This is a genomic window from Ralstonia sp. NFACC01, assembly GCF_900115545.1.
GTDB classification, from domain to species: Bacteria; Pseudomonadota; Gammaproteobacteria; order Burkholderiales; family Burkholderiaceae; genus Ralstonia; species Ralstonia mojiangensis.
Genome location: NZ_FOWV01000006.1, coordinates 310,521 through 324,368, shown reverse-complemented (window position 1 = coordinate 324,368; position 13,848 = coordinate 310,521). Strand labels below are relative to the sequence as shown.

Annotated in this window: 15 protein-coding genes; 7 read left to right on the top strand and 8 right to left on the bottom strand. The window is 64.1% G+C overall.

Translation table 11 applies throughout. The features are described from left to right. Nucleotides 1-4: 4 nt before the first annotated feature. Together BM136_RS17625 and BM136_RS17620 are read right to left on the bottom strand one after the other, a co-directional pair. Nucleotides 5-652 carry an alpha/beta hydrolase gene (locus tag BM136_RS17625; RefSeq protein WP_092973527.1) on the bottom strand — a complete coding sequence of 216 codons (648 nt, stop codon included), beginning with the start codon at nt 650-652 and terminating at the stop codon, nt 5-7. Nucleotides 653-685: 33 nt separating this feature from the next. Then, nucleotides 686-1,015, bottom strand: a complete 330-nt coding sequence (locus BM136_RS17620; RefSeq protein ID WP_092973525.1) for a (2Fe-2S) ferredoxin domain-containing protein — start codon at nt 1,013-1,015, stop codon at nt 686-688. Between the two features lie 450 nt (nt 1,016-1,465). Between BM136_RS17620 and BM136_RS17615 the strand changes: the two genes are divergently transcribed. The 3 genes from BM136_RS17615 to BM136_RS17605 all read left to right on the top strand — a co-directional run bounded on the left by BM136_RS17615 (nt 1,466) and on the right by BM136_RS17605 (nt 6,211). Next, on the top strand, nt 1,466-2,755 hold the full coding sequence (locus BM136_RS17615) for a dicarboxylate/amino acid:cation symporter (protein ID WP_092973523.1): 1,290 nt from the start codon (nt 1,466-1,468) through the stop codon (nt 2,753-2,755). Nucleotides 2,756-2,850: 95 nt separating this feature from the next. Beyond that, a complete protein-coding gene (locus tag BM136_RS17610) occupies nt 2,851-4,869 on the top strand; it encodes a sensor histidine kinase (protein ID WP_092973521.1) in 2,019 nt (672 codons plus the stop codon). A gap of 25 nt (nt 4,870-4,894) precedes the next feature. Then, a complete protein-coding gene (locus BM136_RS17605; RefSeq protein WP_092973519.1) occupies nt 4,895-6,211 on the top strand; it encodes a sigma-54-dependent transcriptional regulator in 1,317 nt (438 codons plus the stop codon). Between the two features lie 57 nt (nt 6,212-6,268). On the opposite strand, the gene BM136_RS17600 is transcribed toward BM136_RS17605, so the two are convergent. The 3 genes from BM136_RS17600 to BM136_RS17590 form a co-directional block, all read right to left on the bottom strand. After that, nucleotides 6,269-7,006, bottom strand: coding sequence for a DUF2278 family protein (locus BM136_RS17600; RefSeq protein WP_092973517.1), 738 nt, complete (start codon nt 7,004-7,006; stop codon nt 6,269-6,271). A 143-nt stretch (nt 7,007-7,149) separates the two neighbouring features. Continuing rightward, the gene (locus BM136_RS17595; protein ID WP_092973515.1) at nt 7,150-7,704 is read right to left on the bottom strand and encodes a TlpA disulfide reductase family protein; all 555 of its coding nucleotides are present in this window, start codon (nt 7,702-7,704) and stop codon (nt 7,150-7,152) included. Between the two features lie 101 nt (nt 7,705-7,805). Then, on the bottom strand, nt 7,806-8,321 hold the full coding sequence (locus tag BM136_RS17590) for an O-acetyl-ADP-ribose deacetylase (protein WP_092973513.1): 516 nt from the start codon (nt 8,319-8,321) through the stop codon (nt 7,806-7,808). Nucleotides 8,322-8,407: 86 nt separating this feature from the next. Between BM136_RS17590 and BM136_RS17585 the strand changes: the two genes are divergently transcribed. Next, entirely contained in the window at nt 8,408-8,977 is a 570-nt protein-coding gene (locus BM136_RS17585) for a hypothetical protein (RefSeq protein WP_092973511.1), read from the top strand. A gap of 96 nt (nt 8,978-9,073) precedes the next feature. Further along, on the top strand, nt 9,074-9,727 hold the full coding sequence (locus BM136_RS17580) for a LysE family transporter (protein WP_092973509.1): 654 nt from the start codon (nt 9,074-9,076) through the stop codon (nt 9,725-9,727). A 64-nt stretch (nt 9,728-9,791) separates the two neighbouring features. On the opposite strand, the gene BM136_RS17575 is transcribed toward BM136_RS17580, so the two are convergent. The 3 genes from BM136_RS17575 to BM136_RS17565 form a co-directional block, all read right to left on the bottom strand. After that, the gene (locus tag BM136_RS17575; protein WP_092973507.1) at nt 9,792-11,324 is read right to left on the bottom strand and encodes a YifB family Mg chelatase-like AAA ATPase; all 1,533 of its coding nucleotides are present in this window, start codon (nt 11,322-11,324) and stop codon (nt 9,792-9,794) included. A 214-nt stretch (nt 11,325-11,538) separates the two neighbouring features. After that, complete coding sequence (locus tag BM136_RS17570) at nt 11,539-12,051, bottom strand: DUF1269 domain-containing protein (protein WP_092973505.1); 513 nt, start codon at nt 12,049-12,051, stop codon at nt 11,539-11,541. Between the two features lie 168 nt (nt 12,052-12,219). After that, nucleotides 12,220-12,477 carry an accessory factor UbiK family protein gene (locus BM136_RS17565; RefSeq protein WP_004637064.1) on the bottom strand — a complete coding sequence of 86 codons (258 nt, stop codon included), beginning with the start codon at nt 12,475-12,477 and terminating at the stop codon, nt 12,220-12,222. A 12-nt stretch (nt 12,478-12,489) separates the two neighbouring features. Here BM136_RS17565 and BM136_RS25415 point away from each other — a divergent pair, with 12 nt between their 5' ends. Beyond that, nucleotides 12,490-12,627, top strand: a complete 138-nt coding sequence (locus BM136_RS25415; RefSeq protein ID WP_175537159.1) for a hypothetical protein — start codon at nt 12,490-12,492, stop codon at nt 12,625-12,627. 383 nt (nt 12,628-13,010) lie between these two features. Beyond that, the gene (locus BM136_RS17560; protein ID WP_092973503.1) at nt 13,011-13,826 is read left to right on the top strand and encodes a TorF family putative porin; all 816 of its coding nucleotides are present in this window, start codon (nt 13,011-13,013) and stop codon (nt 13,824-13,826) included. Nucleotides 13,827-13,848: the final 22 nt, after the last annotated feature.

Here is a 13,848-nt window from a genome sequence, read left to right as displayed (position 1 = left end):
GGTGTTACGGCCGCGGCGCCCAGGCGCCGGTAATGAGCTGCCTGATCAGATGCAGCTTGCGGTGGAAGAAATGATCGGCGCCCGGGATGACGATCACGGGCAGTTCCTGAGGGCGCGCCCAGTTGAGCACGTCGATCAGTGGCACGGTGTCATCCTGTTCGCCGTGGATGATGATGGTGTCGGCCGGCACTGGCGCGACATCCCAGCGTGAGGTGGCCGTGCCGACCAGCGCCACACGCTCGGCGGGCGTGCCGGCTTCGGCCAGGCGGCGAGCCACTTGCGACACCACAAAGCTGCCAAACGAGAAACCACCCAGCGCCAGCGGCAGCGTGGCCACGTCGGCGGACCATTCGGTCTGCGTACGCATCCAGTCGAGCACGGCCAGCATGTCGTCCTGCTCGCCGATGCCGTTGTCGTGCGTGCCTTCGGTCTTGCCCACGCCGCGAAAATTCAGGCGCACCGTCACGTAGCCCAGGCCGACGAAGGTGCGTGCCAGCGTCTGCGCGACCTTGTTGTCCTTGGTGCCGCCGAACAGCGGATGCGGGTGGCCGATCAGCGCCAGGCCGCGTGGCGCGGTGTCCGGCTGGTCGATCGACAGGTCGATCTGCCCGACCGGGCCGGGAATCAGGCGTTCTTCGGTATGAACGTTCATGGAAAAGGGAAAGCAGATGCAGTAAAGCCGGGCTCACGCGTTGGCAGGGCGGTCGACCATCAGCCGTTCGACCGGTCTGCCTTCAACCAGATGGCTCTGGATGATTTCGTCGATGTCTTCCTTGTCGACAAAGGTGTACCAGACGGCCTCGGGGTAGACCACCATGACCGGGCCGAGTTCGCAGCGGTCCAGGCATCCGGCCTTGTTGATGCGCACGCGGCCTTCGCCGTTGATGCCGAGTTCCTTGCAGCGCTTCTTGGCGTATTCCTGCATGGCCTTCGCGCCAAAGTCGGCGCAGCAGCGCGAGCCGTCCTCGCGTTCGTTCAGGCAAAAGAAAACGTGGTGCTGGTAGTGGCTGCTCATGGGCGGACCGAGAAGGCTGGCAGGGCTGCGTGACGGTACGCGCGACAGGACATGACAGGCTTCCTGGCGTCGCGCGCATATGTGGATTTGCGTAACGAGCCGGCATTATACGACCCCGATGTCGCGCTCCCTTCCAACAAGCTGGCTCGGCGCAACGCGCGATGCTGCGTCGCAACACGTTTTCCGGATGTCTGGACGCCCCTCTGCGCGGATTCCGGGATTGACGACGGCTGGGGCGGGTGCCATCGTAGTCACACCAAGCTGGTACAAGGGCTGGCGGGCCGCCAGCGGTAGAAATTGGTGTTGGCATAGCCCTTGCAATAACGACCGACCTGCTGCGGGAAACGCCGGACACATCAGCGTATCGAGGCAGGAGAGAGACCACACCAGGGCGGGTCGGACCGGGCGAGCAGTTGAGCGCACGGCCGGTCTGTGACACTCGAGGAAGACATGAAAAAACCGTTCTACAAAATCCTGTACGTACAGGTGCTGGCGGCGATCGTCATCGGCGTTCTGCTTGGCCATTACTCGCCCGAACTCGCCGTGAAGATGAAGCCGCTCGGCGATGGCTTCATCCAACTGATCAAGATGGTGATCGGGCCGATCATTTTCTGTACTGTTGTCTCCGGCATTGCCGGCATGCGCGACATGAAGAAGGTGGGCCGCGTGGGCGGCAAGGCGTTGCTCTACTTTGAGATCGTCTCGACCTTCGCACTGGTGATCGGCTTGGCTGCAGGCCACATCTTCAACCCGGGCGCGGGCTTCAACGTTGATGTGAACACCATCGACGCCAAGGCTGTTGCCCAGTACGCCGCCAAGGCGCACTCGGCCAGCACGGTCGACTTCCTGCTCAACATCATCCCGAGCACGGTGGTGGACGCCTTCGCCAAGGGCGACATCCTGCAGATTCTGCTGATCGCGTTGCTGTTTGGCGGTGCGCTCTCCGCCATCGGTGACCGTGCACAGGTGGTGACGGATTTCATCGACCAGATCTCGCACGTGTTCTTCCGCATCGTGCACATCATCACGCGCGTGGCCCCGATCGGTGCCTTTGGCGCTATGGCATTCACCATCGGCAAGTACGGCGTGATCTCGCTGGTGCCGTTGCTCAAGCTGGTCGGTACGTTCTACCTGACGGCCATCATCTTCGTGGTGGTGGTGCTGGGCATCATTGCGCGGCTGGTCGGCTTCAACATCTTCCGCTTTGTGTCGTACATCAAGGAAGAGCTGCTGATCGTGCTGGGTACGAGCTCGTCGGAATCGGCGCTGCCGCACCTGATGGAAAAGATGGAGAAGCTGGGCTGCTCGAAGTCGGTGGTGGGCCTGGTGGTTCCGACCGGTTATTCGTTCAACCTGGACGGCACCAACATCTACATGACGATGGCGGTGATCTTCATCTCGCAGGCGCTGAACATCGAGCTGACCTGGACGCAGCAACTGACCATCCTGGCCGTTGCCATGCTGACGTCGAAGGGCGCTTCGGGCATCACCGGCGCGGGCTTCATCACGCTGGCCGCAACGCTGGCCGTGGTGCCGGATATTCCGGTGGCGGGCATGGTGCTGATTCTCGGTATCGACCGCTTCATGAGCGAATGCCGTGCCCTGACCAACATCACGGGCAACGGCGTGGCCTGCGTGGTGATCTCGGCCTGGGAACGTGAACTGGATCGCGCCAAGCTGACCCGCGTGCTGTCGGGCGACCGTAGCGATGAGGGCGTGCCGGCCTCCCCGGCAGTTTGATCGTTCGAATCTGGCTGGCGCCCGCGGGCGCTTGAAAGCGCAAAGCGTATGATTGCGGGGCCTGTCCTTCCAGACGGCCCCGCTTCTTTTTTGGGATGCACCTCGTGAAGCACCTCGGCGGCATGCCGACTGCGGGCGCGGCGTTGGAAGGCACGGCAACACTCTCTGCCGCCGACCTCCAGCCGATGTCCGATCCCGATTTCTCCTTGACCAGCGCCTCCGGCTCGCGACGCGGCTTCTGGTGGCTGGTGGCGCTCGGGCTCGTGGTGGTGATGGCCGTGGTGTGCGCGACCACATTTGTGGTGGCGTGGAACCGGGGGCTCACGCAGGCTCAGCAGGCCGCCGGCGGCCGGGTCGATCGTTATGCCGCCAACCTCAAGAGCACGCTCGACCGCTACGAATACCTGCCGGCGCTGGTGGCGCTGCATCCGTTCATTCACGATCTGCTCGCCAATCCGACGCCAGCCAACGTCGACCGCGCGAACCGCTATCTGCGCGAAGTCAACGATCGCGCTCACGCCACCGCCACCTATGTGATCGCTCCCAGCGGCAAGGCTCTGGCCGCGTCCAACTACAACCAGCCTGACAGCTTCGTCGGCGCTGAATATCTATTCCGGCCGTATTTCCAGCAGGCAGCGGAAGGGCACGTCGGGCGCTTTTACGGCATTGGCATCACACGTGAAGAGCCCGGCTATTACATCTCGCAGCCGGTTATGCAGGACGGTCGCGTGATCGGCGTGACGGTCGTCAAGCTGAACCTCGAATGGTTCGGCCGCGCCAGCCACGACGCGTCGGAGCCGGTGATGGTGGCGGATGAGAACGGTGTGATTTTCCTGTCGTCCGTGCCCGCGTGGCAGTACCGCACGGTGGAGCCGCTCACATCCAAGCTGCAGGCGCAGTTGGAAGCGACGCGCCAGTATTACCGCAAGCAGATCACGCCACTGCCGCTGCAGCCGGAGGCGCCGGCCTTTCTGCGATTGACCGGACGGTTGCCGGAAGGTGCAGAACTGATCCGCGTTGGCGAGCGGACGAACGCCACGCGCTATCTGCAGGTTTCGCGTGACCTCGTCGAGCCCGACTGGACGCTGATGTACCTCACACCGGTGGATCCCGTGATGAGCGCGGCGCGCAGCGCCACCGTGGCGGCGGCGTTTGCCTTTGCGTTTGCGTGCCTGCTGCTTTTCTACTGGCGTCAGCGCCGCCTGCGCATGATGGAGATGCTGCGCAGCCGTCGCCTGCTCGAAGCCGCGTATGACCAGCTCGAACGCCGCGTTGAAGACCGCACGGCCGATCTGATGGCCACCAACGAACAACTGCAACACGAGATCGTCGACCGCACGCGCGCCGAGGCCGAGTTGCGTGCAACGCAGGATGAACTCGTGCAGGCCAGCAAGCTTGCCGCCTTGGGTCAGATGGCCGCCGGCATCACGCACGAACTCAACCAGCCGCTGGCCGCGCTGCGCACGTTTTCCGACAACACGCGCATCCTGCTCGAACGCGGCCAGCACGGCGCCGCCACTGACAACCTGCAGGCGATTGCCGATCTGACCGAACGCATGGGCAAGATCACGGCGCAGCTCAAGCTGTTCGCGGGCCGCTCACGGCGCAAGGTGGTGGATGTGCAGGTGCGCGTGGCGCTCGATCACACGCTCGCGCTACTGCGTCCGCGCCTGGGCGACGTGGCACTCGAACTGCACTGGCATATCCCCGAAGCAGATGCCGTCGTTCGTGCGGATGAACTGAAGCTGGAGCAAGTGCTGATCAATCTGATTGGCAACGCGCTCGATGCGATCAACACCAATGAACCCGCCCGCCCCGGACGCATCGACATCAGCATCGGGCCCCCCGAGGGTGTGCCGGCGCAATCGAACCAACTGACCATCGCCGTGCGCGACAACGGCCCGGGCATTCCACCCGACGCCATGCCGCACCTGTTCGAGCCGTTCTTCACCACCAAGGAGATCGGCCAGGGGCTCGGCCTTGGGCTGGCGATCTCCACCAGCATCGCGCGCGATTTTGGCGGCTCGCTGTCGGCTGCCAACATGCCGGGTAGCGGTGCGCAATTTACGCTGACGTTGGTACGCGCCGACGTCACCTCCGCGGCGTCCATCTGATCCGTTTTCTACACAGACACGAACCATGTCCGAAGGCTTGAACGTTCTCTTCATCGAAGACGACCCGCCTGTGCGCCAGGCCACCGCGCAGAGCCTGGAGCTGGCCGGCTTCAACGTCCAGGCGTTCGGCAGCGCCGAAGAAGCAGTCGGCAAGATCGACGCAAATTTCCCCGGCGTGGTCGTCAGCGACCTGCGCTTGCCGGGCGCAAGCGGCCTGGACGTGCTCGCGCACTGTCAGTCGTTTGGCACGGGAATTCCCGTGGTGCTCGTCACTGGCCACGGCGACATCACCATGGCCGTGCAGGCGATGCGCGAAGGCGCGTTCGATTTCATCGAGAAGCCGTTTCCCGCCGAGCGCCTGACCGAGACCGTACGCCGTGCCGTCGAGCGTCGCGCGCTGGAGCTGGAAAACCGAGCACTGCGCCGTGAACTGGCCGGCCCGGCGGCAGGCACGCGCATCATCGGGCGCTCGCCTGCGATGGGCGCTGTGCGCGCGCTGATCGAGAACGTCGCGACCACCGATGCGCCGGTGCTCATCAACGGCGAGACCGGCACGGGCAAGGAGCTGGTCGCGCGCAGTCTTCACACGCTCTCGCCGCGTCACGACAAGCCGTTCATCGCGCTGAACTGCGGCGCCGTGCCCGAGCAAATTTTCGAGAGCGAGATGTTCGGCCACGAAGCTGGTGCTTTCACCGGTGCGGGCAAGCGGCGCATCGGCAAGCTCGAGCATGCCTCGGGCGGCACGCTGTTCCTCGACGAGATCGAGAGCATGCCGATCGCGCTGCAGGTCAAGCTGCTGCGCGTGCTGCAGGAGGGCGCGCTGGAGCGGCTGGGCTCGAATGCTTCGGTGCGCATCGACGTGCGCATCGTTGCGGCCGCCAAGGGCGATATGGAAGCGCTGATTGAAGCGGGCGGTTTCCGGCGCGATCTGTATTACCGGCTAAACGTCGTCGTCATCGATTTGCCGCCGCTGCGCGAACGCCGCGAAGACATCATCCCGCTGTTCGAACATTTCCTGCTCGAAGCCGCCGTGCGTTATCAGCGCCCGCTGCCGATGTTGGCCGAGCGTCAGCGCCACGAGCTGATGCAGTCGAACTGGCCCGGCAACGTGCGCGAACTGCGCAATGCGGCTGATCGCCTTGTGCTTGGCGTGGGCCGCACGCCGGTCGTGCCGGATGCATCGGAAGACGGCATGCCGCTCAAGGAGCGCGTCGAGCGCTACGAACGCACCGTTATTGCGGAAACCCTGGCGCGCACGGGCGGCTCGGTGCACCAGGCGGCGGATATTCTGCAGGTTGGCCGAGCGACGCTGTATGACAAGATCAAGCGATACGGCCTTTGACTTGGCACGCCCGCGCCCAACAACGCTCGGCATCAACTGGGCGTTTTCTTTTCGCGCTCAACCCAGAATCGGATGGGCATCTGCTACCGGATATCCACGGTCGTCCGTCGGAATCCGCTGGGTTTGGAATGCGATCAGCAGTGCCTGAAACCTGCCGTCGATTTCCACGATGACCGCACCGTCCTGCTGTGTGCCGTTCTCGCGCGAATGGTCCTTCACCCCCGGTGTATGCACGACCGGGTTGCCCTGGTTCATGTGGGTTTCGTGCAGGCCGTTGTGCTGCGGCTCAAACAGGAAGCCAAAGCCGTAAACCATCACGTCGGTGCGCGGCGGCCAGCCTTTGCGGTCGTCGTCGCCGGAGCTGCCGTGGTAGACGTAGTCGACCGGCGTGGCGGTGCGGTCGAGGTTGAGCATGTCGTCAACGAGCGCGTTGATGTCGTTGTGCTCGGTCTCTGTATCCAGCGCGATTGGCCGCATGTTCGGAAAGTCGACCAGCCCGGCGTCGCGCACGTAATCCAGGCGCGGGAAACCGTTCTCGTGCAGCCCGGGTGCCAGCGCAGCCAGATCGGCGGTGATCGGCAACCGCAGATCGGCCGTCCACTGATACAGCACGTGATAACCGGCGGCACCCGCACCCGGCATGCTGGAGTCGGATTTCACGTTGGCGAGCACCACGAACTCCGAACCATCCGGCGCTTCCACCACGATCGCGTAATGCGGATTGCCGTTGTAGCCCTCCAGGTAGGGCACGCCGAATTTCAGCTTGCCCTTGAACATGCAGTAGTGATTGGCCATGCAAACTCCATCGAACCTAGGATTGACGGACCGCCATTGCAACAGGCCCGCGTGAACCCAGTGTGGAACGCGCGTCGCCCAGAAACAAAAACGCCCGGCGTTGACCGGGCGTTTCGTTTGAACTGCGAGGAGGCGCGGACCGCTCAGGCCTGCTTGCCCAGCGTCTGCTTGAGCAGCGCGTCGAACGACGACCATTCCGGTTCGCCCACGTAGCGCTTGAGGATGCGGCCGTCGCGGTCGACCAGGAATGTGGTCGGCGTGAGCTGCACGTCGCCGAAGGCCTTAGCGGCGGAGCCGTCGGCGTCCATTGCGACCTTGAACGGCAACTGGCGCGTCTGGCTGAAGTTCATCACGTACATTGGCGCGTCGTAGCTCATCGCCACGGCCACGTATTCCAGTCCTTCGCCCTTGTACTTGTTGTACGTCTGGATCATGTTGGGCATTTCCTTGATGCACGTGGCGCAGCTCGTGGCCCAGAAGTTGACGAGATAGACCTTGCCCTTCAGGTCTTGCGTCGAGAGCTTTTGCCCATCCAGCAGTGTGAAGGTGGCCGCGGGCACCTTCTGCGATGGCGAGAACGCACGCCAGCCGAACCAACCGGCCACAGCCAGCACCAGCACGATCACAGGGAGCAGCCAGCGGCGCCCGCCAGACATGGCGGTAGCAGGGGCTGCGGAGGAAGTCAGGGTCGAGGCCATGTCGGCAACGGATCTGGAAGGGAATCAAACATGTATTGTAGGCCCGCCGTGCCAGCGCCGTATGTCAACCGCGACAATCCGTCCGGAGAGCGATTTGCGCGTCACTTCCCATTGGCGAGAGCAGCTTCGTACAAGGCCAGGTCCGTGGGGGAAAAGCAGCAAAAGGTGACGGTGTCCAGGCTGGCGCCGTGTTCTCGCGCGGCACGCACGGCAATCGGCGCCGCCAATTGCGGCGGGAAGCCGTACACGCCGGTGCTGATGCATGGGAACGCAATGGTGCGCACCTCGTGCTTGCGCGCCAGTTCCAGGCTGTTGCGGTAGCAGGCGGCCAGCAATTCCGCCTCGTCTTGCCGGCCGCCGCGCCAGATCGGCCCGACGGTGTGGATGACGTAGCGGGCCGGCAATCGAAAACCGGGCGTGAGCTTGGCCTCACCGGTGCGGCAGCCATGGAGGGCGCGGCACGCCGCCAGCAGTTCCGGCCCGGCCGCACGGTGGATCGCGCCATCCACGCCGCCTCCGCCAAGCAGCGAGCTGTTCGCCGCGTTGACGATGGCATCGCAGTCCAGCGTGGTGATGTCGGCGCGAAGGGCGCGCAAGGTGACGGACGGGATTGGCATGGTGCGGTCCTTGGCAGGCAGCGGGTGGGCGTCTCTGTCCGATAATAGGCGGCTCGGAAACGGACAGAAAACCTACAGGAGGAGACGTGGCAGTCACAGCAACGGCAGGGTGGCGGATCGGGTTGGGCGCGGTGGCGAGTGCGCTGTTGATGGCCTGCTCGCCCAAGTACGACTGGCGCACGGTCCATTCCAACGATGGCGCCTACGCCGTGGATTACCCCGCCAAGCCCACCGCAGAAGCCCGGCCTATCGCCATCAACGGCCAACGCATGCCGATGACGATGCAGGCCGCCAGCATCGACGGCACGCTGTTCGCCATCGGCGTGGTGGAACTGCCCGCGGATGATCCAGTCTGGCGGCAGCGCGCGGTGGAAGCGCTGCGCAATGGCTTGTCCGCCAACTTGAAGGGCCGCGTAACCGAGCGCGACATCGCCGTGCAGACCGCCGCACAGCCGCCTTTGTCATTGCCGGCGGTAGAGTTGATTGCCCAGGGGGCGGGCGGGGACGATCCCGCGCCGCGCCGGCTGACCGCGCGCGTGGTCGCCACGGGCAAGCGCGCATACCAGGCCGTCGTGCTGGAATCGGGCGATGCCGCACGCGATGCCCGCCAGCACGAGCAGGTCGACCAATTCCTCTCCAGCTTCCATCCGTACTAGACCCTGAGCACGCCCGAGCGAACTCGCCGCAGCCGGTGCACAATCGACGTCTTCCGCTTTACCGCTACACAATTCACCACATCACGGGGAACCATCATGACGTTGCAAGTCTGGCTGGCCTTCTTTCTGGCCGCCTGGGTGATCGCCATCTCGCCGGGGTCGGGCGCCATCCTGTGCATGAGCCACGGCCTGACGCATGGCGTGCGCCGCACGTCGGTCACGATTGCAGGACTGGAACTGGGCATTGTCGTGATCCTGTTCATTGCGGGTGCCGGGCTCGGCGCATTGCTGATCGCCTCGGAGCACGCCTTTACGGCCATCAAGATCATCGGCGCGATGTACCTGATTTACCTGGGCATCGTGCAATGGCGCACACCCATTCAGATCGCCAAGCCGGCTGAGGGCGAGCCCACGAACGTAGCGCCTCGGGTGTCTGGCAGTGGCGCGCACCGCCGCTTCCTCGTGGGGTTGCTGACCAATCTGACGAACCCGAAAGGCATTCTGTTCATGGTGGCCGTGCTGCCGCAGTTCATCGATCCGGCCAAGCCGCTGCTTTCGCAACTCGGCATCCTGGCGGCGACGATGGTGTTCGTCGACCTGATCGTCATGCATGGATATGCGCTGCTGGCCTCGCGGGCGCAGCGCCTGTTCCGCAATCCGCGCGCGCTTCGCTGGCAGAGCCGCTTCTTCGGCGGCATGCTGATGAGCATTGGCGCCGCGCTGTTCTTTGTGAAGCGGCAGACCAACTGAGTTTCAAACGCCACCCCCAGGGCGACTAGCCAACTGGGTTGGAGGCGCAGCGCGTGGATGAAGGCTAATCGGCCTTCACGCCGCGCCGATACTGAATTGCCTCGCCCACATGCGCAGCATCGATTTGCTCATCGCCGGACAGGTCGGCAATCGTGCGGGCGAGCTTGAGCACGCGCGCATAGGCGCGTGCAGACCACGAAAAGCGCGTCATCGCGTGGCGCAGCAAGCCATCGGCCGCATCGGTGCGGCTGCAATGCAGATCGATTTCATGACCGCCCAGCAAGGCGTTACGCTTGCCTTGCCGTGCAAGTTGTCGCGCGTGCGCAGCAGAAACCCGCTCAGCCACGTTGAGCGTCGGTTCGCCAGGCGGCCCGTCGAGCAACTCTTCCTGCGAGGGTGTTGGCACTTCGATCTGCACATCGATGCGATCAAGCAGCGGCCCCGAAATGCGTGCCTGATAACGCTCTACCTGATCTGGCGTGCAGCGGCACGCTCGCAGCGGATGCCCGCGATAGCCGCACGGACACGGGTTCATTGCGGCAATCAGTTGGAAGCTGGCAGGGAAGTCTGTCTGATGCGCGGCGCGTGAGATGGTGATGTGGCCCGTCTCCAATGGCTCACGCAGGACTTCGAGCACGCGGCGCTCGAACTCTGGAAGTTCATCAAGGAAAAGCACGCCCTGATGCGCCAGCGAGATTTCGCCCGGCCTTGGCGTGTTGCCCCCGCCCACCATCGCCACTGCAGACGCTGTGTGGTGTGGTGAACGAAACGGCCGCACCTTCCAGCGCCGCGCGTCGAAGCCGCGCGTGGTGAGGCTCATCACGGCGGCAGCAGAAAGCGCTTCGTCATCGCTCATGTCCGGCAGCAAGCCGGGAAAACGTTGTGCGAGCATCGACTTGCCCGTTCCGGGTGGCCCGATCATCAGCATGGAATGACCGCCGGCGGCGGCCACTTCCAGTGCGCGCCGTGCTTGCGGTTGTCCCCGCACGTCAGCCAAGTCGGGATAGCGGATATCCGCGTCGACCGGTGCGGGCAGCGCGGGGGCGAGCTTGCGGTCCGGCGCGCTCAGGTGGTCGCACACCTCGATGAGCGTGCGGGCCGGGAGGACTTTTGTGCCGCTCACGAGTGCGGCTTCGGCGGCGTTCTCGGCGGGCAGCACGAAGGCGCGGGCGAGCGGTGCGTCGCCGTCGGCGAGGACGGGGTTGCGCGATAACGCATACGCCATCGCCAACGCACCGCGAATCGGCCGCAGATCGCCGGACAGCGACAGCTCACCCGCAAACTCATGCGCATCCAGATGCGTGTGCGGAATCTGCCGGCTTGCAGCGAGGATCCCCAGCGCGATTGCTAGATCGAACCGGCCCGATTCTTTTGGGAGATCCGCGGGCGCGAGGTTGACGGTGATGCGCCGCGCCGGAAACTCGAAGCGGCTGTTTTGGATCGCCGCGCGTACGCGGTCCTTGCTCTCCTTCACCTCGGTGTCGGGCAGGCCGACGATGGTGAACGATGGCAGGCCATTCGCCAGATGGACCTCCACCGAGACGGCTGGCGCATCGATTCCCGAGAGCGCGCGCGAACGCAGTACAGCGAGGCTCATCGCGCGATCCTCCGGGAGAACTCACGAGCAAGGCGGAGGGCGTGGCATCGGTGCATGGCGTGACGGAGCATGGCGGTTGCGGAACCCTCCACTGTGCCAGCCGCGTTGCGCCGCCATGTTCACCGGCATCCAAATTTGACGATCGTCGTCGGCATGAGAAACGGGCAAAAAAAACCGGAGCACTGGGCTCCGGCTTCGTTGTCGGCAGATCAACTCAGGGGAAGGCCGGCATGGCCGTGTCTTCGCCGCTGAAGTGGCCTTCGGGATGCGTCTTCTGCAGCAGCGCACGTACCTCTTTCACACGCGAGCGCGGCACATCGACCATCAGCAGGATCTGCCCATCCTCCACTGCCTGCTTGAATGGTTTGAGGCGGCTGTTTGGCACGGAGCTTCCGATCATGCTCGAGGCCCATGCGCCAAAGAGCGCGCCCACCACGGTGGTAATGCCGACCATGCCCCACTGCGGTCCTTCGCCGATGACCGGGAAGATGGCCGCCACGATGCCTGCCAGCACGCCCGCACCCCCGCCAATCACCAGCCCATTCTGGGTGGCGTGGACGATGTCCGAAGTCTGGAGGATGTTGGCCTCGTGCAGGCCGGTGAGATCGACGCCGGGCCTGGAGACGAAGTGGATGTGGCGCTCGGTAATGCGCGCCAGCAGGAGGTCGTTCATTACGCGGCGGGCGCTGACGACGTCCGGCATCAGGAAGTAGAGGCGATGCTGCATGATCTTCTCCTCAAGCGCGGTGCACGCGCGTCTTAAGGACGTTCTAGATCAGTTCGCCAGCCGCAACAAGGCGGCATATGGATCTTTTCGCTGTGCGCCGCAGCAGGGGTGCGGCGGCCGGCACAGCAGCCACGCAGATGCGTGCCCGGCGCAACACCGGGCCGCGGGTTACTGATCTGCCGGGGCAGCGGACTTCAGTTGGGCTTCCAGCGCGGCCACGCGCGTTTCCAGTTCTTCCAGACGCGCGCGCGTACGCGCCAGCACTTGCGATTGCACGTCGAATTCCTCGCGGGTGACCAGATCGAGCTTGGAAAAGCCCTGGGTCATCATCGCGCGGACGTTCTTCTCGATGTCGGCCGCCGGCGAGTTACGCAGGGCTTCGCTGACGCGGTTTTGAAAGTCGGAAAAGAGATCGGTCGGTTTCATGTCATTTGCTCCGTGGGTCGTGCTATCTGCGCCAAGCCGGTGCATGCACCGAAGCTGTGCGTGGAAATTGCTGTGCCGTGGTGCGAAGGCCTGCGCGTGGCGCGTGGTTTCGGTGCTGCCGGCCGCGATGGTACCGGCTGGGCGCTCTAAACGGCACACCTTGCGTCAAATCTCGCTGCGATGCGGCATTGGCGGCGCCATACAAACGGGGACAGAACGGGCCGCCGCAGTTTCCGCGCCCGGCCGTGCGAGCGACTGCATGGGGCTGAAATCACTCTATCACATGGTTTTTATCGCGCCATGACGGTGTAGACCACTTGGCGTGGACCCGCCTGCTGCAACCGTTGGCGGGCAGCGAGCGCTGCCAGGAGCGACCCGTCCCCAATTTCCTGCGCTTTCGTACCTTGGCGTCGCGCGCCGCTGTAACCGAAGACGCCCTCCAATCCGACGACATCGACATGGCATGACAGTTGCAGAACTGGTGCGATTTTTTTTCCATTGCCGTTGCGACTTTCTAAAGGGGGAGAGCCGTTATGAAGAAGTTTGCGTACGCAGCCAGCCTTGTACTCCTGACCGGTGCCGTTGCCGGTGTGAGCCAATCCGCCATCGCGCAGTCTGCACCTGCGGCTGACGCACCGGCCGCCGCGCCCGCCCCGGCGCCTGCTGCGCTCACGGCCAACGTGACGCTGGCCAGCCAATACCGCTACCGCGGCATCATGCAGACCAACAACAAGCCGGCCATCCAGGGCGGCTTTGACTACGCCATTCCGGGCGGTGTGTTGCCCGAAGGCTTCTACATCGGTAACTGGAACTCGTCGATCAGCTGGTTGAGCGATTCGAACTCGAACGTCTCCGCGCCGATCGAGATGGACTTCTACGGCGGCTACAAGACCGAGATCATCAAGGACGTGCCGATCGACGTGGGCGTGCTCCAGTATTACTACCCGGGCAGCTACCCCGACGGCTTCACGCGTCCGCACACCACCGAAGGCTATGCCCAGATCGGCTACGGCCCGGTCACGTTCAAGTATTCGCACGCGTTTTCGAACCTGTTCGGCACGCCCGATTCGCATCACAGCCAGTACTTCGACCTGTCGGGCAACTTCGACACCGGCTTCTGGGGCCTGACGCTGAACCTGCATGCTGGCTACCAGCAAGTGCCGCATCAGACCGTGCGCGCCTCATATGCCGACTGGAAGGTCGGTGTGACGAAAGACTTCGGCAACGGCTGGGCGGCATCGCTGGCCTACATCGATACGAACGCTTCGCGCGCGTTCTATACGAACACGCGCGGCAACTACATGGGCAAGGCCACGGCCCTGCTGTCGATCACCAAGACTTTCCAATAACGATGCGCGGCGGCGCTCCGGT

Excerpts from the sequence above, each read along its gene's own strand:
- BM136_RS17610 (WP_092973521.1), top strand. The coding sequence starts at position 2,851 with ATGCACCTCGTGAAGCACCTCGGCGGCATGCCGACTGCGGGCGCGGCG.
- BM136_RS17575 (WP_092973507.1), bottom strand. The coding sequence starts at position 11,324 with ATGAGCCTCGCTGTACTGCGTTCGCGCGCGCTCTCGGGAATCGATGCG.
- BM136_RS17560 (WP_092973503.1), top strand. The coding sequence starts at position 13,011 with ATGAAGAAGTTTGCGTACGCAGCCAGCCTTGTACTCCTGACCGGTGCC.
- BM136_RS17570 (WP_092973505.1), bottom strand. The coding sequence starts at position 12,051 with ATGCAGCATCGCCTCTACTTCCTGATGCCGGACGTCGTCAGCGCCCGC.
- BM136_RS17565 (WP_004637064.1), bottom strand. The coding sequence starts at position 12,477 with ATGAAACCGACCGATCTCTTTTCCGACTTTCAAAACCGCGTCAGCGAA.
- BM136_RS17625 (WP_092973527.1), bottom strand. The coding sequence starts at position 652 with ATGAACGTTCATACCGAAGAACGCCTGATTCCCGGCCCGGTCGGGCAG.
- BM136_RS17620 (WP_092973525.1), bottom strand. The coding sequence starts at position 1,015 with ATGAGCAGCCACTACCAGCACCACGTTTTCTTTTGCCTGAACGAACGC.
- BM136_RS17615 (WP_092973523.1), top strand. The coding sequence starts at position 1,466 with ATGAAAAAACCGTTCTACAAAATCCTGTACGTACAGGTGCTGGCGGCG.
- BM136_RS17600 (WP_092973517.1), bottom strand. The coding sequence starts at position 7,006 with ATGGCCAATCACTACTGCATGTTCAAGGGCAAGCTGAAATTCGGCGTG.
- BM136_RS17590 (WP_092973513.1), bottom strand. The coding sequence starts at position 8,321 with ATGCCAATCCCGTCCGTCACCTTGCGCGCCCTTCGCGCCGACATCACC.
- BM136_RS17595 (WP_092973515.1), bottom strand. The coding sequence starts at position 7,704 with ATGGCCTCGACCCTGACTTCCTCCGCAGCCCCTGCTACCGCCATGTCT.
- BM136_RS17580 (WP_092973509.1), top strand. The coding sequence starts at position 9,074 with ATGACGTTGCAAGTCTGGCTGGCCTTCTTTCTGGCCGCCTGGGTGATC.
- BM136_RS17605 (WP_092973519.1), top strand. The coding sequence starts at position 4,895 with ATGTCCGAAGGCTTGAACGTTCTCTTCATCGAAGACGACCCGCCTGTG.